22 protein-coding genes and 1 other RNA gene are annotated in these 23,300 nt (G+C 49.3%); 2 read left to right on the plus strand and 21 right to left on the minus strand.

Annotated features, from left to right (window positions below; genetic code table 11):
- Positions 1-115: 115 nt before the first annotated feature.
- The 3 genes from ssrA to ACTRC3_RS04160 all read right to left on the minus strand — a co-directional run bounded on the left by ssrA (position 116) and on the right by ACTRC3_RS04160 (position 2,857).
- Positions 116-455, minus strand: a transfer-messenger RNA (tmRNA) gene (gene ssrA / locus ACTRC3_RS04150).
- Positions 456-574: 119 nt separating this feature from the next.
- Positions 575-1,924, minus strand: a complete 1,350-nt coding sequence (locus tag ACTRC3_RS04155) for a putative ABC transporter permease (protein WP_440321790.1) — start codon at positions 1,922-1,924, stop codon at positions 575-577.
- Positions 1,925-1,975: 51 nt separating this feature from the next.
- The gene (locus ACTRC3_RS04160) at positions 1,976-2,857 is read right to left on the minus strand and encodes a LysR family transcriptional regulator (RefSeq protein ID WP_440321791.1); all 882 of its coding nucleotides are present in this window, start codon (positions 2,855-2,857) and stop codon (positions 1,976-1,978) included.
- Positions 2,858-2,965: 108 nt separating this feature from the next.
- On the opposite strand from ACTRC3_RS04160, the gene ACTRC3_RS04165 reads away from it, so the two are divergent.
- Together ACTRC3_RS04165 and ACTRC3_RS04170 are read left to right on the plus strand one after the other, a co-directional pair.
- On the plus strand, positions 2,966-3,715 hold the full coding sequence (locus tag ACTRC3_RS04165; RefSeq protein ID WP_349164186.1) for an AzlC family ABC transporter permease: 750 nt from the start codon (positions 2,966-2,968) through the stop codon (positions 3,713-3,715).
- On the plus strand, positions 3,712-4,017 hold the full coding sequence (locus tag ACTRC3_RS04170) for an AzlD domain-containing protein (protein WP_178038192.1): 306 nt from the start codon (positions 3,712-3,714) through the stop codon (positions 4,015-4,017). The genes ACTRC3_RS04165 and ACTRC3_RS04170 overlap by 4 nt, the downstream gene beginning before the upstream one ends.
- Before the next feature lie 119 nt (positions 4,018-4,136).
- Here ACTRC3_RS04170 and ACTRC3_RS04175 read toward each other — a convergent pair whose 3' ends face one another.
- From ACTRC3_RS04175 to ACTRC3_RS04260, 18 genes are all read right to left on the minus strand, one after another.
- Positions 4,137-5,060 carry a methylenetetrahydrofolate reductase gene (locus ACTRC3_RS04175; RefSeq protein ID WP_158362230.1) on the minus strand — a complete coding sequence of 308 codons (924 nt, stop codon included), beginning with the start codon at positions 5,058-5,060 and terminating at the stop codon, positions 4,137-4,139.
- Positions 5,060-5,710, minus strand: coding sequence for a methylenetetrahydrofolate reductase C-terminal domain-containing protein (locus ACTRC3_RS04180; protein WP_158362228.1), 651 nt, complete (start codon positions 5,708-5,710; stop codon positions 5,060-5,062). Before ACTRC3_RS04180 ends, ACTRC3_RS04175 begins: the two co-directional genes overlap by 1 nt.
- Before the next feature lie 244 nt (positions 5,711-5,954).
- Positions 5,955-7,802 (minus strand): DNA helicase RecQ, encoded by a 1,848-nt coding sequence (gene recQ, locus ACTRC3_RS04185; protein WP_349164188.1) that lies wholly within the window; start codon positions 7,800-7,802, stop codon positions 5,955-5,957.
- Positions 7,799-11,152, minus strand: coding sequence for a UvrD-helicase domain-containing protein (locus ACTRC3_RS04190; RefSeq protein WP_440321794.1), 3,354 nt, complete (start codon positions 11,150-11,152; stop codon positions 7,799-7,801). Before ACTRC3_RS04190 ends, recQ begins: the two co-directional genes overlap by 4 nt.
- Before the next feature lie 123 nt (positions 11,153-11,275).
- Positions 11,276-11,611, minus strand: a complete 336-nt coding sequence (gene vapD, locus ACTRC3_RS04195) for a VapD family protein (protein ID WP_440321843.1) — start codon at positions 11,609-11,611, stop codon at positions 11,276-11,278.
- Between the two features lie 19 nt (positions 11,612-11,630).
- Positions 11,631-11,966 carry a hypothetical protein gene (locus ACTRC3_RS04200; RefSeq protein WP_178038189.1) on the minus strand — a complete coding sequence of 112 codons (336 nt, stop codon included), beginning with the start codon at positions 11,964-11,966 and terminating at the stop codon, positions 11,631-11,633.
- Between the two features lie 25 nt (positions 11,967-11,991).
- Positions 11,992-12,459, minus strand: coding sequence for an SsrA-binding protein SmpB (gene smpB, locus ACTRC3_RS04205; RefSeq protein WP_178038188.1), 468 nt, complete (start codon positions 12,457-12,459; stop codon positions 11,992-11,994).
- 142 nt (positions 12,460-12,601) lie between these two features.
- Complete coding sequence (rnr, locus tag ACTRC3_RS04210) at positions 12,602-14,734, minus strand: ribonuclease R (protein WP_440321796.1); 2,133 nt, start codon at positions 14,732-14,734, stop codon at positions 12,602-12,604.
- A 344-nt stretch (positions 14,735-15,078) separates the two neighbouring features.
- A complete protein-coding gene (secG, locus tag ACTRC3_RS04215) occupies positions 15,079-15,315 on the minus strand; it encodes a preprotein translocase subunit SecG (protein WP_158362216.1) in 237 nt (78 codons plus the stop codon).
- Between the two features lie 2 nt (positions 15,316-15,317).
- Positions 15,318-16,862, minus strand: a complete 1,545-nt coding sequence (gene gpmI / locus ACTRC3_RS04220) for a 2,3-bisphosphoglycerate-independent phosphoglycerate mutase (RefSeq protein WP_440321798.1) — start codon at positions 16,860-16,862, stop codon at positions 15,318-15,320.
- Positions 16,855-17,157: a preprotein translocase subunit YajC gene (gene yajC, locus ACTRC3_RS04225; RefSeq protein WP_435391114.1), complete on the minus strand. Its 303-nt coding sequence runs from the start codon at positions 17,155-17,157 to the stop codon at positions 16,855-16,857. Before yajC ends, gpmI begins: the two co-directional genes overlap by 8 nt.
- A 123-nt stretch (positions 17,158-17,280) precedes the next feature.
- Positions 17,281-18,414, minus strand: coding sequence for a tRNA guanosine(34) transglycosylase Tgt (gene tgt / locus ACTRC3_RS04230; protein WP_440321800.1), 1,134 nt, complete (start codon positions 18,412-18,414; stop codon positions 17,281-17,283).
- A gap of 156 nt (positions 18,415-18,570) precedes the next feature.
- Positions 18,571-19,671: a chorismate synthase gene (aroC, locus tag ACTRC3_RS04235; protein ID WP_178039374.1), complete on the minus strand. Its 1,101-nt coding sequence runs from the start codon at positions 19,669-19,671 to the stop codon at positions 18,571-18,573.
- A gap of 239 nt (positions 19,672-19,910) precedes the next feature.
- Positions 19,911-21,083, minus strand: coding sequence for an iron-containing alcohol dehydrogenase (locus ACTRC3_RS04240; RefSeq protein ID WP_440321802.1), 1,173 nt, complete (start codon positions 21,081-21,083; stop codon positions 19,911-19,913).
- A 29-nt stretch (positions 21,084-21,112) separates the two neighbouring features.
- Positions 21,113-21,529 carry a PTS sugar transporter subunit IIA gene (locus tag ACTRC3_RS04245; RefSeq protein WP_440321803.1) on the minus strand — a complete coding sequence of 139 codons (417 nt, stop codon included), beginning with the start codon at positions 21,527-21,529 and terminating at the stop codon, positions 21,113-21,115.
- Positions 21,529-21,963 carry a hypothetical protein gene (locus ACTRC3_RS04250; protein WP_178039371.1) on the minus strand — a complete coding sequence of 145 codons (435 nt, stop codon included), beginning with the start codon at positions 21,961-21,963 and terminating at the stop codon, positions 21,529-21,531. Before ACTRC3_RS04250 ends, ACTRC3_RS04245 begins: the two co-directional genes overlap by 1 nt.
- An 11-nt stretch (positions 21,964-21,974) precedes the next feature.
- Entirely contained in the window at positions 21,975-22,871 is an 897-nt protein-coding gene (locus ACTRC3_RS04255) for an alpha/beta hydrolase fold domain-containing protein (RefSeq protein ID WP_440321805.1), read from the minus strand.
- Between the two features lie 2 nt (positions 22,872-22,873).
- Positions 22,874-23,284 (minus strand): hypothetical protein, encoded by a 411-nt coding sequence (locus tag ACTRC3_RS04260; RefSeq protein ID WP_349164196.1) that lies wholly within the window; start codon positions 23,282-23,284, stop codon positions 22,874-22,876.
- Positions 23,285-23,300 lie beyond the last annotated feature (16 nt).

Below are 23,300 nucleotides of genomic sequence, written 5' to 3' on the forward strand. Positions count from 1 at the left end.
GCGCCGAGTGCGCATCTTTGCAAGCTCTGCTTGCTTTTATGGAATAGGGAATTCTATCGGAATTTCCTATTCCATAAAAAGAAAATACCACCTGTCAAATGACAAGTGGTATTTTTTATGGACCTGAGGGGAATCGAACCCCTGTCCGAAAGCCTGTTCCCTGTTCTTCTACTATCGTAGTCAGTTCTTTGACATTCCCTCCGTCCGCCGGGAACTAACACCCTGCGGGCTTCAGTAGCTTCATGATACGCCCATGCGCGCAAAGCTTAACGCATGTCGTTTCCCACATAGTCGATGCCGGATTCTTAAAGTGCGGGTGCTCTAAGGCCGACAGCTGCCATTAGGCAGCGTATGCTAAATTATCTTCAGCGTTTATTTTTAATTTTGCGATTTGACGCATCGCCTGCGGATAGCTTCACCAGCTGCGAGACCCCCGTCGAAACCAGTACAAGCCCTGGCTGGGACTGCCTGAAACGCTGCGAACGGCAGCCGTTTTGCCCTCTTCGGGTAATCTGTTCTCCCAGTATAGACCGAAACCCCTGAAAAATCAAGCCCTTTTCTTAAATTTAAACTCTTATTCCACCAGAATCGCGTTCGGATAGATCCGGTCCATCCGTTCATCTGGAAAATGCGTATCCAGCCACCCGTCCGCGAAGGTCTCGATGCCCTCGCCGGTCTGCCGCACCGTATAGCGGTTCAGGGCCAGACCCGACAGGCAGACATCATAAATCATAAATACCAGCAGAATCCAGGTCATCCAGGTTCCGAATTTCTTCGGAATCTTCTCGATCCAGCCGGAAAACAGCGGATACAGTACCTTCATCCAGACCACCGCTGCGATGCCCCAGAAGAAGCAGTACAAGAGGTTAATTCTGCCGCCCAGATTGAACGGAATCTTACTGTAATCCCAGAACACTGTGCCGAATACCAGCTCCGTAAAGACGCTGCAGATATACTCATAAGCGCCGCCCAGAACCGTGCCGAAGCAGAAAATATAGCTGTCGCTCCGATCCTTATACCGGTACAGCACCGCCGTCAGAAGGGCACAGCCCAGTCCCCAGACGATACTGAAGGGTCCGTACACCACGCTGCTGCGGCTCATGAGCTTGCCAGCCGTCACATAGCAGAAAATGGTTTCGGTGATATCGCCCAGGAACGCGCCCAGCAAAAACAGGCACACCAGCTTATAAAAGCAGCAGCCCACCGCAAAGACGCCTGCCTTCGCCCGCGCCGCGTCCGCTTCCTTTTCCTGCTCCCGTCTGGCTCTAAGAAGCTCTTCAGCCGCCAGCCTCGGATAGGCCCGCTCCATACGGCGCAGCACAAAGGCTGTCAGCTTTCCGCCCATCTCATCAGAGGTTTTCTGCAGATTCTCCGCCACGCCATACAGCAGAGACGCCTTTTTCACGCTGGATCTCACCTTCAGGATTCCCACCAGTGTGCCGACAAAATCCATAATGAAAATGATACCAAGCACAAGTAGAATGATTTTTCCGACCCCATGGGGTAAAAGCTTCAGCACATCCCGTAAAAACGGATTCACAAAACGGATGCAGAGTACTCCAAGCAGACCCCACACCACCGACCAGGGCAGGCTCACATAGCCGCCGAACTGGAAGCGTTTCCGGGAGAAATCCCACCATTTCCGATGGAAAATCCGCTCCAGCACGAAGCCGGTCGTATAGGTCACAATAAAAGAAAGAATCACGCCGCCCACAAACAGGAAAAACAGGCTGTCACGAAGCTCTGTCAGGAAAATGGCAAATAACAGTCCGCCCACGCCGTAAGCAGGACACCAGGGACCATAGAGAAAGCCCACATCCACAAATTTTCTCTGCCGCGCCGCCGCTCCGGCCGTGCCAGTCACCCAGCCCGCAAAGCTGTATGTAAAAAAGAGCCACAAAAGCTCGTATCCCGTCATGTCCATACTATTTTCCTCCTCTGTCCGTCCCTGCACAAGTCTCTTGTATGGGGCTTATTATAACGGTTTTCCGTGCTCCACACAAGCCTCTTTTACAAAAGAAGCGAAGCGCCTGGCCGCAAAAGGCATGGTTTCCCAGTTTCGCCACAAAAGCGCCACCGGCCGCTCCAGCCGTTCCCGGATTGGGCGCAGCTCCAGCCCATCCTCGAAGCCCTCCAGCACCAGCCGATACAGAATCGACACGCCCAGACCCTGACGGATCATGGCCAGAATCGAATAGTCATCGTATACCTTGTATTCGATCCGCGGCTCGATCTGAAGCTTCGCGAATGCCCGCTCCGGCACACTGTATTCGCCCTCATCCAACAGGATAAAGGGTTCTCTGCCAAGCTCCGCAAGCGACACATCTTTCTGCCCGGCCAGCGGATGTCCCTCCGGCAGTACCGCCACCATCTCGTCCCGGTACAGGACGCTGACCTCCATGTCCGGCACCGCCTCGGCATTCACGAAGCCAAAGTCAACGCTTCCATCCCGCACCCAGCCTGCAATATTCGTGTACTCCCCCTGCTGCAGCACAAAGCGCGTACCCGGGTACTTTTTTTTAAACTCTCTCATAAGCTCCGGCAGCAGATTTCTGCTGACACTGGTAAAGGTTCCGATTTGGATAACACTGTTTTCCAGCCCCCGCATTTCCCGTTCCTTCCGCTCAAGCGCCTCCTCCGCCTGGTAAATCTGCTGAAAATAAGGCAGATAAGCCGCGCCGTCCACCGTCAGCAGCGTTCCGTCCTTTCGCCGATTAATGAGCGTTGTCCCCGTCTCCTGCTCCAGCGCCTTGATCGTCTGGCTCACCGCGCTCTGGGAATAACCCAAAAGCTCCGCCGTCTTCGTAAAGCTCCCCGTTTCTATGATTTTACAGAAAATTCCGTATCGCGATATCATATGGTTCTCTCCATCAGTTTAACTTATGTTTTTATTATAATCATTCATTTTACTTATGTAAAGAGAACTGATAAAATAAAGCAAGCTACAAAAGGGAGGAATTATCTTATGAAAGAAAGTAAAGCCCAGGGATTCCGGCTCGGCATGCGGGACGGCATTCCCATCGGCCTCGGCTATCTGGCTGTGGCATTTTCGCTTGGCATCACCGCGCGGAACGCAGGTCTCAATGCCTTTCAGGGATTTCTGATTAGCATTTTAAATAACGCGTCCGCGGGTGAATACGCCGGCATCACGGTCATCGCTGCCAATGCCGCTTACGCGGAAATCGCCATTGTGACTCTGATTACCAACGCCCGCTATCTTCTGATGAGCTGCGCCATGAGCCAGCGGCTGGAGCCCGGACTTTCTCTGGGACACCGCCTTTTGATGGGCTTTGATATCACAGACGAGCTTTTTGGCATCGCCATTGCACGCCCCGGATATCTGAATCCCTATTATACCTACGGCGCCATGCTCATGGCAATGCCCGGCTGGTCCATCGGCACATCCCTTGGCATCATTGCAGGCAACATTTTACCGGAGCGCGTGGTCAGCGCCTTAAGCGTGGCCCTCTTCGGCATGTTCCTGGCTGTGATCATCCCGCCTGCCCGGAAAAATAAGGTGGTGGCTGTTCTGGTGGCCCTGTCTTTCGCCGCAAGCTTCGCCTGCTCGGTTCTGCCGTGGATCAGCACTCTGTCGGACGGTACCCGCACTATTATCCTGACGGTCGTGATTTCCGCCGGAGCCGCGCTTTTGTTCCCGGTTCCCAAAGAAAACACTGCTGAAAAAACTGCTGAGAAAGGAGTTTCCCACTCATGACCCATAATATTTACATCTACATCCTGATTATGGCCGCCGTATCCTACACAATCCGCGTGCTGCCGCTGACCCTGATTCGAAAGCCGCTGGAAAATCAGTTTCTCCAGTCCTTTCTCTACTATGTGCCCTACGTAACTCTGGCCGTCATGACCTTTCCGGCCATCATCCACGCCACCCAGTCTCCCATCGCCGGAGCGCTGGCCCTCGTCATCGGCATTGCCGCCGCCTGGATGGGCGCGGGACTGCTGCCCGTAGCAGTCATCTGCTGCGCCGTAGTATTTGTGACGGAGTTCTTTTTGTAAGCTTACTTTTACGTAACCTTTCTTATTTCGCGCAGCCGAAAGGGCTGAGACAGTTTTAAACCGCCTCAGCCCTTTTTATCTCATACCTTCTCTTTTCCCCTTAAATCTTATCCGGATGCTTACTCAATGGTAATTCCGGCCTTCTCCAGAATCTTCGGCACATTCTTCTCTGCGCCGATAGCCATGATATGTACGCCGTCGCAGATGCCCTCGTCCTTGATCTTCGCGATCATCTCCGCAGCCATCTCGATACCAAGCTGTGTGGGCAGTCCCTTAACGCCCTTCTCCTTGCCCTCTGCTGCCGCAGCGGAGAGACGGTCAATCATATCCTGGGGTACTGCGATACCCGGTACGTTCTCATTCATGTATTTCGCCATACCAGCTGCCTTCAGCGGGATGATACCTGCCATGATGTGGGTATGGATGTTTGCCTTATCCACCTCGTCCATGAAACGCTTCAGGCCTTCGATATCAAAGATACCCTGGGTCTGGATGTACTGTGCGCCTGCGTCTACCTTCTGGCGCAGCTTGTTAATCTGCAGCGGAAGCGGATCATAAACCGGAGTTACCGCAGCCCCCTTATAGAAGGTGGGCGCATTATCCAGATCATTGCCGCCGCAGTCCTTTCCGGTAGCTTCCATATAAGTCAGCATATGCAGGATACCTACGGAATCCAGATCGTAGACCGGCTTGGACTCCTTGCAGTCGCCTACGGTCGGATGGTCTCCAGTCAGAGCCAGCATGGTATCGATACCGAATGCCGCTGCGGAGAGCATATCGCCCATGATACCCATACGGCTTCTGTCACGTCCGGTAACCTGTACGATGGGCTCCAGCCCTGCTTCCTTCAGCTTGATACAAAGACCAAGGGAGGAAGCCTTCAGACAGGCTGACTGCATATCGGTTACGTTCACGCCGTGAACCTTGCCCTTCAGAAGCTCTGCTACTGCAAGCTGCTCTGTAAAATCATATCCCTTCGGGGGAGCCATCTCAACGGTTACACCGAATTTACCGCCTTCCAGCGCTTTCTCTAACATTCCCATTATTTATTCCCCCTGATATTAATTGTTCTCGGATAAGATACCTTTGCGTATCCCTTGTCCGGTCTTCTCTTTGTCAGGAGATCCAGTCTTCCCAGAGACTCCAGACGTTTGTAAATCATAATCCATGCGCAGTCATTGTCCGGATTCACCTCGCACTTGCCGTTCTTCTGTCCGCCGCAGGGACCGTTTACCAGAGACTTGGCGCAACGGGAAATGGGGCAGATGCCGCCGGTGGTTCCCAGCACACAGTCTCCGCACAGATGACAGGCTTCCTCAAAGAGACCGAAACGAACAGCCTCGCCTAAGAACATGGTATTATTGGACGGATAAACCGGTGCGGACGGGCTGTGGGCTGCCGCCACCTGCACGCCGTCGCCGCAGGACATACAGACTACGGCGTCCGGTCCTGCCGCGTTCAGCTTCTTCATGGCTGTCTTCACGCCCATATTCATACAGCAGTAATCTGCCATATTCGTGGCTACTACGGTCTTTCCCTTAGATTCCAGATACGCTTTCAGTTCTGCTACTTCCTTCTCACCGCCGGTCGCGCATGCGGTCGCGCAGCTTCCGCAGCCCAGAATCGCAATCTTCTGCGCGTCTCCGAGCATCGCCATCAATTCATCGATGGGCTTTTTCTGTGTGATAATCATGATATCCTCTCCTTAAAATTCGGGTGTTTGTCCACGGGAGGCTTTCCTTTTTGAAAGTCACTTCTGCCCGAAGAACCTATTTCTATTTTAATACATTTCCCACAAAAATCAACCCGTAATTTTCTTTTTTTAACAGAAAATATCATTTTTATAACATCATTATTTTCATATCATAACACTTTATAACATTTTTGTTTTTAACAACTTTGCCTGATTTGCAAGCTCAGGCTATGATCTATCCTCTCTATGCCTCTGCTTTTTCTTCTTTCTCCTGTTGAAACTCCGCAATCGCATCCAGAAACTGTCTTCCGTACTTCTTCCGCTTATTTTCTCCCACGCCTGAGACCTCCAGAAATTCCTCTTCCGTGGCGGGCAGCTTCACACACATATCGATCAGCGTCTTATCGTTGAAAACGATATAGGGCGGCACCCCATTTTCCCGGGCTATCTCCATGCGGAGTTTTCGCAGAACCTCGAACAGCTCACTTCCTGCACTGGTCAGGCCGTCCGTACTCTTAACTTTGGCCGTCTTCTTCTTTTTCTCCGGCTCCTTCGCCTTCCAGGTCCGCAGCATGACCCGGGCATCCTCCTTCATAAGCGGCGCGGTATCCCCCAGCTTCAGGACACTGTACTGTTCCTCGGTCTGGCGCAGATACCCTTCGCTTACCATCTGGCTAATCAGAGCGCGCAGATCCGCTTCTTTTTTCTCCTTCAGGCTTCCGTAGGATTCATAGTTCATCATTCCCAACTCCCGCAGTCTGACCCGGTTGGCTCCAAGCAATGTGCCGATGACAATCTGAATGCCGTAACGTCCGCGGGTCTCCGTCACGCATTTCACCACCTGCCTGGCTTCCTCGGTCAGGTCGATCTCCGTGTATTCCCGGTGGCAGTTGCCACAGTTTTCACAGGGGTCTTCCGTCTCTTCTCCGAAATACTGTAAAATATAGTTTCTCAGGCATCCCGTTCCCCGGCAGTACTGCTCCATGGTCTGAAGTCTCCTGGTATCCCGCTGGCGAATCAACCGCGCCTCTTCTCCGGTCAGCTCGGAAAAATCCTTCTGCTCCAGTAAAAATCGATTGATCATCATGTCCTGTGGTGAAAATAAGAGAATACACTGGGCCGGTTCGCCGTCCCGTCCGGCGCGCCCCGCCTCCTGGTAATAATTTTCCATGCTCTGAGGCATGTTGTAGTGAATCACAAAACGCACATTGGATTTGTCGATGCCCATGCCGAAAGCGTTAGTGGCAACGACGACTGGCGCCCGGTCATAGATAAAATCCTCCTGATTTTTCTTCCGTTCCGCGCCGCCAAGACCCGCGTGATAGCGCGTCACCGCCACGCCCCGCTTGAACAGTTCTTCGTAAAGCTTGTCCACATTTTTCCGGGTGGCGCAGTAAATAATGCCGCTGTCCGACGGGTGCTTTTCTATGTAGTCCAGGATAAAATCGTCCTTTTTCCGGATATGCTCTACACTGTAATAGAGGTTTTCCCGGTCAAAGCCGGTCACAACCACGTTCGGGTTGGCCAGTTGCAAGGTTCGCAGGATATCATCCCGCACGTTTTCAGTGGCTGTGGCCGTAAAGGCGCTGACCACCGGCCGTCTTCCCAGCTTTCGGATAAAATCCACGATTTTCACATAGCTGGGCCGAAAATCCTGCCCCCACTGGGAGATGCAGTGGGCCTCGTCCACAGTCACCATGGAAATCTCCGTATGTGTGGCAAAATCCAGAAACTCCCAGCTTTCCAGCCGTTCCGGGGCCACATAGATAATCTTGTATACACCCTGGGCCGCCAGGGAAAGGGCCTTTCGAATCTGTCCTTCTGTCAGCGCTGAATTGATAAACGCCGCATGTACTCCGACGTCATTGAGCGCCTTCACCTGATCCTGCATCAGTGAAATCAACGGCGACACCACCAGGGTAATCCCCGGCAGCAGCAGCGCCGGCACCTGATAGCACACCGACTTTCCCGCTCCCGTCGGCATAATCGCCATCGCGTCCCTGCCATTTAAGATCGCCTCAATAATCTCCTCCTGCCCGGGGCGGAAGGTATCATAGCCGAAATAGTTTTTTAAAACTTCGGTTGGTTTCATACTTTCTTTCCTTCCATATAGCTTTTTAGTTCTTCCAGTTTCTTTACTGTCATTTTTTCTGAGTAGTGTAAGCCATCATAGGTAAGATGAAGTACGGGATATTGCCCTTTTGTCTTCAATAGCATATGTATTTCAATCAGCCATTCCACCACTGCCTGTATCTCATTTCGAGTCATATCCTTCAACGCTCCATACTCCGGTATTTCATTCAGATTGTTCTGTTGTATACGCTCCGACTGGTGTCCTTTCAAAATATCCGTAAGCATTGTAACTCCATAATATTTGGAACGGCTCATATTCTGTACCGCTGTCAATACTGTATAAACCACGTCATTCAAATCTAGCCCTTTTAGCGTAACCGGTTCCATATTTACTTTTTCTATTTTCACATCTGCTATATCTGCCTGTATCTGTTTTCTTACTTTTACCTCCGTACATTTTCTATTCTGCACAAGTATTTCATCGTTTTTATCATTTTTTTCCTCTACGTCCGGAGTATATCCCATTTGATCATAAAATGCTTTTTTACTGATTGTTCGGTCGCATCCTCTTCCATCCTTTCTGTAATTAGTACATCCCAAAAAATAATCTTTTTTCTGACTCGCATCTTTTCCCGGTTTTATAATCAGATAACCATCTCTGCATTTGTCACATTTTTGAATGGACAGTTTTCCGCCATTACAATCATTTGTCATGAAACCACACACTTCAGGTTCATTTGTACAAATATACAGTCGGAGCCCATATGCTCTTTTATACTTCAGTTGTAAAGGATATCCACATATCGGACATACCTTTCGATCTATTCGCCTCTCTGCTTCTTCGTTCCATTCTCCTTCCAATTTAATATTTTTATAATCTCTCTTCAATTCAAGCAGAAACTCCGAGGGATTGCTTTCTGGTGCCACAAAATATACACGATTCTTGGTTCTTGTCATTGCCACATAAAAAAGCCGCCTTTCCTCTGCGTAATCAATGGAATGATCCCCTTTGATTACAAATCCAAGAACCGGATCGTCCTCTATTTTAGCAGGAAATCCATAGGTTTCATTTTTTCCGTTAATGATAATAACATCATCATAACCAAGCCCCTTTGATGAATGTGCCGTCATAAATACGATTTTCAAATTCGGATATTTTACACTTTTTACTTTATCCCCACGCCTTACAAACTCAAATAGTCCTGTCCGTTCCAATTGGTCTCCGTCAAAACCGAATCTGCCAATCAGCAGAATTGTTCCCGCCTTTTTTCCTTCTTTTTTTCTGCTTATTACGATATGATCGAGGGCTGTCTGAACTGCATTTGCCAGTGCGTAGTTTGCTCCTGTTCTTCTGTCCGCATTTACCTCTTTTCTTCGGCTGTCATAGGTATAAATAATCACCGGATCTTCAATCGTTTTGGGCGAAATCAATTGCTTCTTTATTTGCGCACTGTTTTTTTGAATAAAATTGCCTGCGATATCTATTACTTCCTGAGAATTTCGGTAGGTTCTTACTATTTTAAGCATTTTAGCATATCCCATTTTCTCAGCAAATTTTGTAAACAGTGTAATATCAGAACCACTAAAGGCATAGATGGACTGCCAGTCATCACCCACCGCTATAATTTTAGCATCCGTTACTTCAGACAGCGCTTTTGTCAAATCAAACCTCTGTCTTGAAATATCCTGATATTCATCCACAATTATATATTTAAAATCAAGCTTCTGCTTCATTTCCTTTACTTCATTTAATAGCCTTGCAGATTCATTTATCATATCTTCGAAATCAACTGCTTTGTTTGTCTTTAGCCATCTGTCATATTCCAGATAACACTCCTGGCAAATATCCAGAAATAACTTACTTCTCACATTTGTTGTCGAATGATACATCCGTGCAAATTCATCGCTTCCATATCCATTTACCTTAAAATTGGATATAAAACGGCAAATCAGGCTCAGAAGCTTACGGATGTACCGGTTTTCTTCCCCCGCAACAAGCTGTTCCATCACTTCTTTGTTATTCCTTGGCCTTAATTCTATCCCGCACACCTCTAATTTTTCTTTCAGATGCTCAATCAGACTTCGATTATCCTTATAACTTGAAAATGTATAAATAAGCTTTGTTCCATGTTTTCTGTGGAGCATAATCTTATCATTTACCGCTTTTTTATAACATTCCAATTCTTCATCACTATATCTGTCATTTTTACCATCTTCTGAAATCCCGAAATGTTCAAGATAAACCTGATTATCTCCCTGTAGAATTGCAAAATCCGGTGTATAAGGCTTCCTGGAAAATGCAATATAATACGGATATGTCGGTTCGTATTCATAATCAATGTTATTCAGATACAGGAAATTTGCGATTTCAACTTCCTGATACGAACGTAAAATCTCATTTTGAATCGTGACTGATTTTTTTGTTCTTGCATCAATCACCTCTCTTTTAAAGTTTTCCAAATCACTGCGCAAGGTTGAGTAATTTGCTTTGGCGATATGATTGAAAAAACCATTCAGTTCATTCCCCTCATACGGCGCATCAAAATAAGTTGCAAAAAACATAATGAGTTTATTGACAATACTTTCATTTTTCAGCAGAGAATTTCTAAAATAATCCCGGAGTACAAAATACATTTTTGAATTATCCACAATTGTCATGGTTTCCTCCGGGGAATGCTTATGTATAATCGCATTTCCAGTAGAATGAAAGGTTGCGATCGGGCACTCAATATGAAGTCCTTTCTGAATTTTATCTTTCAGTTCATTCACAGCCTTATTGGTAAAAGAAATAACCAGAATCTGAGAGGGATCTATTTTTCCTTTTTCAACCAAATATTTTACTTTCGCTGCAACTGTGGTTGTTTTCCCAGCACCTGCACCAGCAATCACAAGAGAATAGTCTTCATCTGTCAAAACAACTTTTCTTTGATCTTTATCCAGGATAACATTCGGATCCACTTCCTTCAAAATATTGTCCAAATAATCTTTTTCCTGAGCCAACATCTTTGAGACATAATGTTCGTTATGCTCTTCCACATAGGTTTCCAAATGCGTATATCTTTCTAATATACAGCTTATTTCTGCTTCTTTTACACGGTTTGCCCGGCAGAAATCAGAAAGCACCCCGCCTTTTTGCAAAACTCCAAAAAAATCTATTACTTCCGTATATTGAGAATATATATCTGCATAGTCACTTTTTGCTATATACCCTGTTCGCTCCAGAAGCTTTTCAATTGTATCCTGTAATACCAGTATTCTATTACAATTTTCATTTCGTATTTCTGTCGTTGTATTTCCTTTATGAGAATCTGAGCCCTTTCCGTCAAATTTATCTTTGGCACGTCCTAATATGCGATCTAAAAATCCCATAATTTTCTCCTAATCGTATAAACTCTTTTCCTCATTATGTACTTTTTCCAACATTTTGTCTACTGTGATTTACTGATAACGAAACGCAAAATGGCAGAGGGGAAGCCTCCGCCATTTTTTCTGTCAGTACTTTTCTGTATAGAGTTCAGGAGCTTCATTTCCTGAATGCTCACTTTTCTTCAGTAACTCTACCAGTCCATGCTGGTTTCCCACATTCGTAACATCAATTTTATGTACACATTCTCCCATCCACGGCAATTGGCTGCTTAGTTCTTTCATTAACCGATAGATATCTACGGTTGTAATTCTATTAACAGACAAATATCCGGACCCCTGTCTATGCCGAAATCCATGCTTTCTAAAAAATTTTCGCAGATCACTATATGCATGATGGTAATCATTTCCAGGATAATGCTTTTTTAATTGATATGTATCCAGGTCAAAATTCAATGCTTTCACATATTTTCTTTCCAATATGCTAAGCCCTCATCGCCTGTCTGTAATTTCTCAGAAAATTTTCTTCGTTAAAATGCTCTGGAGCATCCAAATAGCCGTCACTCTCATAGAACATCCATTCCACTGCATTATTCATAAACCATGACTGATCGGATAGTATATTTGAAACGATCCCAAAATACGCGAAATCATTCTCATTCCCACTGTCCCGGTAAACCCTTGCGCCTGAGGTATCTTCCATTCGAAGCAGTCCATATTTGGCAAATAAACGGTCCAATGTCTGATAGACTGACTCCAGCTTATAGGTTTTCTCTTCCGTAATCTTCTTTTCATCCATCCGAATCAACATCTTCAGCATCCGAAAACCTCCCGTCCAATGAATTTTAATAGAGATTCTTCACCTTAAACTCCTTCTCTGCCTCGCGCCGCTGATCCTTTTTGGCAATGTCCTGACGTTTGTCGTAGAGCTTTTTACCGCGGGCCAGACCTACCTCGACTTTAACCAAGCTGCCTTTCAAATATACCTTTAAGGGCACCATGGTGTAGCCTTTTTCGGCCATCTTGGACGCAATCTTCCGGATTTCGTATTTGTGCATCAGAAGCTTCCGGGGGCGTAAGGGGTCTTTGTTGAAGATATTGCCCTTCTCGTAGGGACTGATGTGCATGCCATAGACCCATACCTCCTCCTTTTCCACCTTGACAAAGGCCTCCTTGACGCTGCATTTTCCCATGCGGATCGACTTTACCTCGGTTCCGGCCAGGGCGATGCCGGTCTCGTAGGTCTCGTCGATGAAATAATCGTGATATGCCTTCTTGTTATTGGCAACTAACTTGTAATTATCCTTCCCCATCTTGTTCTCCTCATCTATCTGTTCTGTATCATAACTGCTCACACCTAAGGGCTTGCCGCTGGCAGCTCCTCACGGATACTTCGTACTCTCAAATCACTTTCCTACGTCTTCGGCAGTCAATTCTTCCGGCCATACTGAACCGTTACTCTGTATCTTTCGTCGATAATAATTCGTAATCAATGGTCCTGCACAGCCGATCCGTCCCCTTCACACGAATACGCACCCGCTCACCGATGCGCCAGACCTTTCCGGTCCGAGCGCCCCGAAGCTCGCTTCCGGCCTCATCATACTCGTAAAAATCGTCGGTCAGCGAATTCACATGCACCAGGCCCTCCACTGTATTGTTCAGCTCCACATACAGACCGTAAGCTGTCACGCCGGAAATGACGCCGTCAAACGCTTCGCCGATATGCTGCTCCATGTACTCCACCTTCTTTAGCTTCACGGTCTCCCGCTCCGCCTCCTCTGCCCGCCGCTCCAGCTCGCTGGAGCGCTTGGCCACCTCCGGCAAAATCGCCTCGTAATGTACCACCCGGTCGCCGTTTAAGCGGCCCCGCAGGTTTTCCTTGATAATCCGGTGAATCTGCAGATCCGGATACCGCCGGATGGGCGAAGTAAAATGACAGTAATGGGTAGCTGCCAGTCCGAAATGTCCGGTGCAGTCGGTGGCGTACTTGGCCTGCTTCATGGAGCGCAGGGTCAGGCGGCTGATCATGGCCTCCTCCGGAGTCCCTGCAATCTTATCCAGCAGCTTCTGTACCTCGCCCGGATGAATCTCATCGCCCGATGTATGAAGCGCGTACCCGAAATTCTGGATAAAGGTTCCCAGACGGCTCATTTTTTCACTGTCCGGCTTCTCATGAATCCGGTATACAAAGGGCTGAGCCTGCCAGTAATAATCCTCTGCCACAGTCTCATTGGCCGCCAGCATGAAATCTTCAATCAGACGGGTGGCCTCATTGCGTTCATAGGGCCTGATATCAATGGGATATCCCTTTTCATCCAAAATCACCTTCGTCTCCGGAAAATCAAAATCTATGGATCCCCGCTTTCTTCTCCGCTTTCGAAGGAGGGCCGACATCTCCGCCATCTCCTTCAACATGGGAACCAGCTCCGGATAGAGTGCTGTCTCCACCGGATCATTGTCCAGCACCTTCTGTACCCCTGTGTAGCTGAGTCTGCGATTCACACAGATCACCGTCTCCGCAATGGTATGGCCGATAATCTTACCTTTCTCGTCAATGGTCATGATGCAGCTCAAGGCCAGGCGATCCTCCCCTGCATTCAGAGAGCAGATTCCGTTGGAGAGATTGCGCGGCAGCATGGGAACCACCCGGTCCGCCAGATAGACGCTGGTGCCCCGGTCCAGAGCTTCCTGATCGAGGGCGCTGTTCTCCTGCACATAGTTGGTCACATCCGCGATATGCACGCCCAGCACGTAATTGTCGCCCTCTCTGCGCAAAGAAACCGCGTCGTCCAGATCCTTCGCGTCCTCGCCGTCGATGGTGACGCAGACCTCATCCCGCAGATCCAGCCGTCCGGCCCGATCCGCCTCTGATACCGGCTTCGCCACCCGTTCCGCCTGGTTCAGCACCCGCTCCGGAAACTCCGTGGGAATACTGTAAGCCAGCATAATAGCCAGCACTTCCGTAGCCGGATCATCCGCCTCTCCCAGCACCTGCGTAATCTTCCCCTCGGGATTTTTCCGACCCCTGCCGTAATCCGTGATTTCGGCCACAACCTTTTGCCCGCTGACTGCCGGACCGATTTTCTCCAGGGGAATAAAAATATCGTGGTTAATCCGTTGATTATCCGGTACCACAAAGCCGAAATTCTTGCTGCGCTCAAAGGTACCGATAACCTCAGTGAGTCCATGTGACAGAACCTTTGTAATCACGCCCTCCGGACGTTTCCCTGCATGGCCCTTGATCACCACTTCCACCGTATCACCCAGAAAAGCGTCTCCGGCGTCATTTTCTCCGATGAAGATATCCTGCTCCTCGTCCTCCACCGATACAAAACCGAAGCCCTTGGCATGGCTTGTATACACGCCGACCACTTTTTTGATCTCCGCTTTTCCGTAGCGCCCCCGCTTGGACAACGAGATTTTTCCTTCGGAGAGAAGTTCATCCAGAACTTTATTCAATTCCTCCCGGTCCCTCTTCTCCACCTGCAGGATGATCGCCAGCTCCTTCTGCTTCATGGGCACATAGCGCGGATCATTGATAAAATCATATATAATTTTCTTTCGCTCTTCAAATGTCTTGTCTGCCATAATTCCTCCGGCATATTACATAAATCCGGCATGCAGACCTGGGTTCTACGAACCCAGGTCTCGCGGGCTTCGCCCTATGTTCAAAAGTTCAAGCACTGGCTATCATGCTGGCAGGATAGCCAGTGCTTGAACTTCTGAACGCATGCCTCATTGCCATAACGCAGAAAGCACCCACGGTCATCCCGGGAGTGCTTTATCTGTCGTAAGTTCTTCAGAGTCAACCTCGAAAATGCTGCGCATTTCCTCGGTCTGGCGTATCCGCCAGATAGAATGTCAGATAAAAGTATTCGCTCATGCAAGCATGGCTCTTACTTTTATCTGACATTCTGCCTGACTCTGAACGATTAGAAAATGTTTAAATTCAGTACCAGTGCCAGTACGATAAAGGCAATTGCCAGAATCTTGGTCGCAAGTACAATCTTACCCTCTGCGGAACGGCTCTTATTCTGCTCCCAGAAAGAATTGCCGCCTGCAATCGCTCCCAGACCGTTGGACTTGCCTTCCTGCATCAGTACCACAACCGTCAGCGCGATACACACCAGTACAAAAAGAACCATTAAAATAGCTCGGATTACTCCCATGCTTAAACCTCCTTAACCAGCAGAGATTTGCCGGTCATCTCTTTCGGCTGCTCCATTCCCATCAGCTCGATGAGCGTCGGAATGATATCTGCCAGACAGCCATTCTCTCTCAGACCGTATGCCGGATCTGCGTTTACCAGAATAAACGGAACCGGATTGGTGGTATGTGCTGTCCAGGGCTCGCCTGTCTTATAATCAATCATCATCTCGGCATTGCCGTGATCCGCGCAGATAAACATCTGACCGCCTGCCTCTTTCACTGCCTCAACCGCGCGTCCCACGCAGCCGTCTACGGTCTCAATAGCCTGTACTGCAGCCGGAATCACACCGGTATGGCCTACCATATCCGGGTTCGCGAAGTTGATGATAATCACATCGTACTTATCAGACTTAATGGCCTCTACCAGCTTGTCGCAGACAGCCGGAGCGCTCATTTCGGGCTGCAGGTCATAAGTTGCTACCTTCGGAGACTTCACAAGAATGCGATCCTCGCCCTTGTTCGGCTCCTCAACGCCACCGTTGAAGAAGAAGGTTACATGTGCGTACTTCTCTGTCTCGGCGATACGAACCTGTGTCATATTATGAGCTGCCAGATACTCACCAAAGGTATTGTGAAGCTCTACCTTGTGGAAAGCTACCAGCTTGTTCGGGATGGTTGCGTCATATTCGGTAAAGCATACATAGGTCAGATTCAGGCGCTTCTCACGGGGGAAGCCGTCGAACTCATCACAGCAGAACGCTCTGGAAATCTCTCTTGCGCGATCCGGCCGGAAGTTGAAGAAGATCACAGAGTCGCCATCCTGAATGACAGCCACCGGCTTGCCGTCCTTCTTTACCACTGCCGGAAGAACAAACTCATCGTTCACACCCTCTGCGTAGGAAGCTGCGATAGCACTGACGCCGTCAGCCGCCTCATTGCCCTCTCCCTTTGTCAGGGCGTTGTAAGCCTTTTCTACCCGATCCCAGCGGTTGTCGCGGTCCATGGCGTAGTAACGTCCCATAACGGAAGCCACTTCTCCGACGCCGATCTCCTGCATCTTGTCTGTCAGCTCCTGTACAAAATCCTTTCCGGAGGTGGGCGGTGTGTCACGGCCATCCAGGAAGCAGTGTACATAGACCTTCGTAAGACCGTGGCGCTTTGCCAGCTCCAGCAGTCCGTAGATATGGGTATTGTGGCTGTGTACGCCGCCGTCGGATACCAGTCCGAACAGGTGCAGTGCGGAGTCCTTTGCTTTCGCGTTCTCCACAGCCTTTACAAGCGCTTCATTTTCAAAGAAGTCTCCATCCTGGATCTCCTTTGTGATACGGGTCAACTCCTGATATACGATGCGTCCCGCACCCATGTTCATATGACCAACCTCAGAGTTGCCCATCTGTCCGTCCGGAAGACCAACTGCCAGTCCGCTGGCATTGCCCTTTACAAAGGGGTAGTCCTTCATCAGACCGTCCATAACCGGAGTCTTCGCCATCGCAATGGCATTGCCCTCCGGATTCTCATTCAGACCATAGCCATCCAGAATCATCAGTACTGTCGGTTTCTTACTCATTGTTCTTCTCCACCTCTGCGATCGCTGCTTTCTTCATCGGGATTCTGCAGTTGCGGTTGCTGCCGAACTCTACGATAACGTCGTCCTCTGTGATGTCAATGAGAACGCCGTAAAATCCGCTTGTGGTTACGACTACATCGCCTACTTCCATCGTAGAAAGCATGGCGTTCAGACGCTTCTGCTCCTTCTTCTGCGGACGGATAGCTGCGAAATACATAAATGCTCCGATTACTACTACGTAAAGAATGATGGTTCCCCATCCCATTGCTGCATTGCCTGTTGCAAGTAAATTCATGTTCATTCCTCCTGAAATATGCCCGTTCTTATCTTTTATCTGCGGGCGCTTCTATTATACTAGCATACTTCCCGATCTCCGGTCAAGTATTCCGGCTGTATTTTCTGCGGTTTTCTGCTGATTTTATGACTGGCCGTTCATCAGGCCGTCCAGCTTCCGCTTCTTGTAGGCCTGGTACTCGCCCCGGTCAATAGCGTCCCGGATCTCAGTCATCATGGTATTGTAGAAATACAGGTTATGAAGGACGCAGAGACGCATACCCAGCATCTCCTTCGCCTTTAACAGATGGCGGATATAGGCCCTGCTGTAGCGGCGGCAGGCCGGACACTGGCAGCCCTCCTCGATGGGCCGGTCATCCAGCTCGTACTTCGCGTTGAACAGATTGATCTTACCCAGGTTGGTGTAGAGATGTCCATGGCGTCCGTTGCGGCTGGGATATACGCAGTCGAAGAAGTCCACGCCCCGGTCTACCGCCTCCAGGATATTGACCGGCGTTCCCACGCCCATCAGATAGGTGGGCTTGTCCTCGGGAAGATACGGCGTCACCGCCTCGATAATCCGGTACATATCCTCATGGGACTCGCCTACTGCCAGTCCGCCGATGGCGTAGCCGTCCAGATCCATCTGAGAAATCTCCTTGGCGTGCTCGATCCGGATATCCTCATAAATCGCTCCCTGGTTGATTCCAAACAGCAGCTGGTTCTGGTTGATGGTGTCCGGAAGGCTGTTCAGCCTCTGCATTTCCGCCTTACAGCGGGCAAGCCAGCGGGTGGTGCGGGCCACGGATTTCTCTACATAATCCCGCTCCGCCAGGGCCGGAGCGCACTCGTCGAAGGCCATGGCAATGGTGGAGGCCAGATTGGACTGAATCTGCATACTCTCCTCCGGTCCCATGAAAATCTTCCGTCCGTCAATATGGGAGTTAAAATATACGCCCTCTTCCTTTATTTTGCGTAAGGAGGACAGAGAAAATACCTGAAATCCGCCGGAATCTGTCAGAATCGGCTTGTCCCAGGACATAAATTTGTGAAGTCCGCCCAGCTTCTTCACCACCTCGTCGCCCGGTCTCACATGGAGATGATAGGTGTTGGAAAGCTCGATCTGGGTTCCGATCTGCTCCAGATCGGAGGTGGCTACCGCGCCCTTAATGGCCGCCACGGTTCCCACATTCATGAACACCGGCGTCTGTACCGTACCGTGTACAGTTGTAAATTCGGCACGCTTGGCGCGGCCGTCTTTCTTTAATATTTTATACATACTTATTTCAAACCTCTCGCTTTTAATTCTTCAATCACCTTATGGTACATGGGCATCTCCCGCTGCCGCCATGGGGCTTGTATATATGAATCTCCGGAAGGTATCCCGCTTCACCTGACCCGTATAAGCGCCGCCTCGTCGGCTTTCTGTCCCATCTTATCGTCCCCAAATTTTCTCTATAAAATCCATACGGGCGCTCATGCCCTCCATCAGCGCGTCCACAATTGTCAGCGCAGTCATGGCCTCTACCACAACTACCGCGCGCGGCACAATCACCGGATCGTGACGACCTTTCACGCTGATTTCGATATTTTCCCCTTTCTGGTTCACGGTATGCTGCTGCGCTGCAATGGAAGATGTGGGTTTCACGGCAGCGCGAAGCACAATTCGGCTTCCATCGCTGATACCGCCCAGCGTGCCGCCTGCATGGTTAGATTCCTTTTCAATACCATTTCCATGATTTACAAAGGGATCGTTGTTCTGCTTTCCGCGGGCCTTCGCTGCCGCGAAGCCGCTTCCAATTTCAAAACCTTTCACTGCCCCAATCGACAGAACCGCCTTGGCCAGATTCGCATCCAGCTTTTCAAAGCAGGGCTCGCCGACACCTGTGGGCATGCCGTCTACGATACATTCCACTACGCCGCCGACGGAATCCTTTTCTTCCATACACTGTCCCGTGTATTCTCCCGCCTTTTCTGCTGCCTCTTTATCCGGCATATAGAAAGAATTCTTCTGAATTTCTTCCATGTCAAACTGCTTCTCATCTATTTCTACAGGTCCGATGGATCGGGTATAGGCACAGACCGTAATGCCCAGTTCCTTCAGAATCTTCGCCGCCACAGCTCCTGCGGCCACGCGCCCGATGGTCTCACGTCCCGAGGAACGTCCGCCGCCCCGGTAATCCCGAAAACCATACTTCATATCAAAAGTATAATCCGCATGTCCCGGACGATAATAAGACGCGATTTCGCTGTAATCCTGTGAACGCTGGGAAGTATTGGCTACCAGAATCGAAATTGGAGTTCCTGTTGTCCGTCCCTCAAAAACACCGGAAAGAATTTCCGCCTTATCTCCTTCGGTTCTGCTGGTTGTAAACTGAGATTGTCCGGGTTTTCTCCGGTTAAGATATTCCTGAATATCCGCTTCGCATAAAGGCAGTCCTGCCGGACAGCCGTCAATTACTACGCCTACTCCTTTTCCATGGGATTCCCCCCAGGTAGAGATTGCAAAATGCTTGCCATAAATCGATCCTGCCATTTTTTCCTCTTTCCCTTCTGATAGCGGTCTTCCGTAAAGCTTCCGCTTCTTATCTTATATTTCGTATGATCCTGTTTATCATACCGAACTTTTTTTCATTCGTCAACGCATAAAATATTTTCTCCATGAACACGCCTGAAACAGAGAAACCGCGGTTTCCGAAACATTTTTCGAAAGCCGCGGCTTCTCTGTCGAGTTGTATAAATCATGGCAGATGATTAGATATTGTCTTATTGAAATTATTCTGCAAGCTTATAAACCTCCATTACCATATCCACGTCATAGCCTGAATATGCGCCCGCCTTTCCGGTGCCGGAAATCTTCATGGCATTCTCTGCGCAGATCTTGCAGTCCTCCGCCTTGATACCAATGTCGCTGAGTCTGGTGGGCAGACCCATACGCTTCTGCCAGTCTTCCAGATTGCGAAGGCCTTCCATGACGGTATCCTCCTGGTTATCATAGAGACGCGCGCCCATGCAATTCACAGCCCAACGTACGAATTTGGCCGGATTGCTCTTCCATGCATATTTCACCCAGGCGTCTGTGATAATGGAAAGAATCTCGCCGTGAGTTCTCTTGAAGGTAACAGTAATCGGATTCTCCATATGATGGCATACCCAGTCTCCCATCTCTCCGGCTGCCGGCTTCGTGTTGGACATGGCCATAATCGCGGCCAGATTCAGGTTTGCACGGGCATCGTAGTTGGTCGGTTCCTCTTTTGCCACCAGACCTTCCTTCAGAACCGCCTTTACGATAGCCTCGAAGTAACCCTCCATAATCTCATTTCCATTGATGGGGGCAAAGTATACTTCCCAGCAGTGGGACATGATATCCATAGCGCCGCAGGCCATCATCTTCGGCGGCAGGGTATAGGCAAATTCCGGATTGATGATTGCGAAATCAAAGAAGAAGCCCAGGTTGTAAAGACCAACCTTCTCCGGAACCTCCAGACTGTCATCTACTACCATCGCACACAGAGACTGCTCGCTTCCGGTTCCGCCCAGTGTAGAAATAACACCGTGAGGAATAACGGGATCCGGAGTGAAAATATCGCGGTTCACAAACAGGCTCTCCTTCATATTGGCCTGTACAGCGATAAATTTCGCGGTATCCATAACGGAGCCGCCGCCCACAGCCAGAATAAAGTCTACCGGCTCCTGATGTACCTTCTCAATACACTCCTTACAGTAGCTCAGGCGGGGATTCGGCTTTACATCTCCCAGCTCATAATAAGAGATGCCGTTGGCATCCAGGGACGCCCGAACATCCTCCAGAATCTTGGTCAGATAGCTTCCGCCGTCGTGCACGATCAGGCAGCGGTTACCATATTTCTTTATTTCTTCTCCCACGGTTTTGTGAGTGTCTTTTCCGAAAATTACGTTTGTTTTCTGTGAATCATAGAAATTATTCATAATAATCACCTCATTCTCTGGCTGGAATTTTATTCCAGAATTCCCAGTTCCTTCATCCATGCATTTACATCAATGATTGCGTCCTTAGACGGCTCCAGTGTACCTTCACAGAGCACGTCCGCATCTGCATCCTCTCCCAGCTGGCTCACCACATCGATGACCATCGGAAGATTCATACCGGTCAGGTGACGGAACTTATAATGCTCCATCAGTCTGCTTACGCAGTTAAAGGGTGTTCCGTTGGGAATATCCGTCATAATGATGACGTCTCCCTTTTCCAGCTCCTCTTTCAGTCTTTTTTCTACCTTTGCTGTCAAATCGTCCGGTCCTTCGCCCGGCTCAAACGTGATAAAATCCAGATCCGGCTGATCTCCAATCAGCATTGTCGTACTTTCTACCATTCCCTTTGCCATTCCGCCATGGGAAACCAAGATTACTGTCACCATCACAAATGTCTCCTTATATATTCCTGCATATTTTTGCATAATTTTGAATTCTGATACATATCTGCAGCCATAGACATCTGCAGCTTCAGGGTACAGAGCTCGTTGCCGTCCTGATAGGTTAAAAGCACCTTGTCATAGACGTCGCCCATCCTGCCCGTTTCTCCCATCGCCATTTCCCGGCCCGTTTCCATTTCCACGATTTTCACGTCTTTTATCAGCGGATAGGGAATCATGACGGAACAGAAGGTTTCTTCTTTTCCGTCGTTCGCCCGGATTACAATAGCTTTTTCCAATACCCGGACATGAACAATCGCCTGCTCCGGGTTATGCGGATCTCCGTCGAGATAAATCATCTCATACTGCCATCCCAGCACCTGATCGCTCTTTTTTCTGCCGCGTATCATCTGAAATGGATGAAATTTTGCTTTTTCCATAACAGTTCTCCTCAGGCCTTTTTCCAGTTCAGCTTTTCGCACAGGAAGGCTTCCACGATATCAAGAACCTGCGGCGTCCAGAAGGGAGAACCTCCGTGGGCAGCGTTATGCATCCGGTACATGGTTGCGTCTTTTCCGGCCTCGCGCATCCTTCGATAGAGAATGACGCTCTGTTCGAAGCTGCAGCTCTTATCCTTATCCCCGTGCAGAATCAATACGGCCGGCGTCTCGCCTTCAAGATAAGATACCGGACTCGCTTTTTTCGCCAGATCAAGATGTTCCTTTACCGGCACGCCCAGAAGCTCATCCAAATGTTCGGTGGATGTGGAATGATAATCAATCATAGCCGGAAGATAAGCAGGACCGTAATAGTCCACTACTGCGCCAATCCGCAGGCTACGCTCCCGATATTCCGGCATCATAGCCATCAGAAGCGCCGTATGCGCGCCCGAGGAACTGCCCCAGGCTGCCAGCTTATCGGTATCCCAGCCAAGCTCCTCCGCATGCTCCCGCAGAAACTCAAGCGCCAGCCAGCCGTCGTCCGACTGAGTTGGGAAATGAAATCCCGGAGCAGGCCGGTATTCCACGCTTGCCACGATAAAACCGCGCCGCGCCATTTCCACCAGCTGCGGAATGCCCGGAACCACGCTCTGCTTCTGCCAGGCTGAACCGCGGATAAAGAGCACCAACGGACGCTTTTCACCGTCCCCGACCGTAGAAGGAAGCAAAAGCTGCAGTTTCAGAGATACGCCGTCGATATTGGCAAATTCCACATCCCGAATGTATTTTACAATCTTGACCTTTGAAAAATCTGCTTCCAGTTCCCGCATACCCTCCGCAGTCAGCGGGGAAGCCTCCATATCCGGCGCCGGAATGCTCCAGCGCTCATTTTCAGAACGAAGCTCCATCTCTATTCCTCCTCTATGCGCTCCATTTCCACCTGTTTCAGAATCAGGCCTTCTTCCATGGTGCATGCAATTTCAAAAAAGTATCGGACTCCCGCTTCTGCTTTCAAATTCAAGATCTGGCTTTTCATGGTGTCCAGTTTAATGTGAATCTTATGGAAGCCCGGCTCACACAAAATGTTGCACTGCTTCTCCATCTCAATTTTCGAAACAGGCGCCCCGTCCAAAATGATCTGAAAGCTCCGGATATGACCGCGGATTCCCTGCTGCCGGTAAAAGGACAGCATGGCCTCTCCATCGTGTGAAAGCTTCTCCTCGTCCACCGCGTCGAACCGTTCCCGGATGTCCGTCTTCGCATGTTGCTTGCCCGAACGGGAGCGCAAAAAGCTTTTTTCCAGTTTATTCCAAAAGCGCATATCCGTAACTTCCTTT

The organism is Laedolimicola sp., assembly GCF_051972735.1.
GTDB lineage: Bacteria > Bacillota > Clostridia > Lachnospirales > Lachnospiraceae > Laedolimicola > Laedolimicola intestinihominis.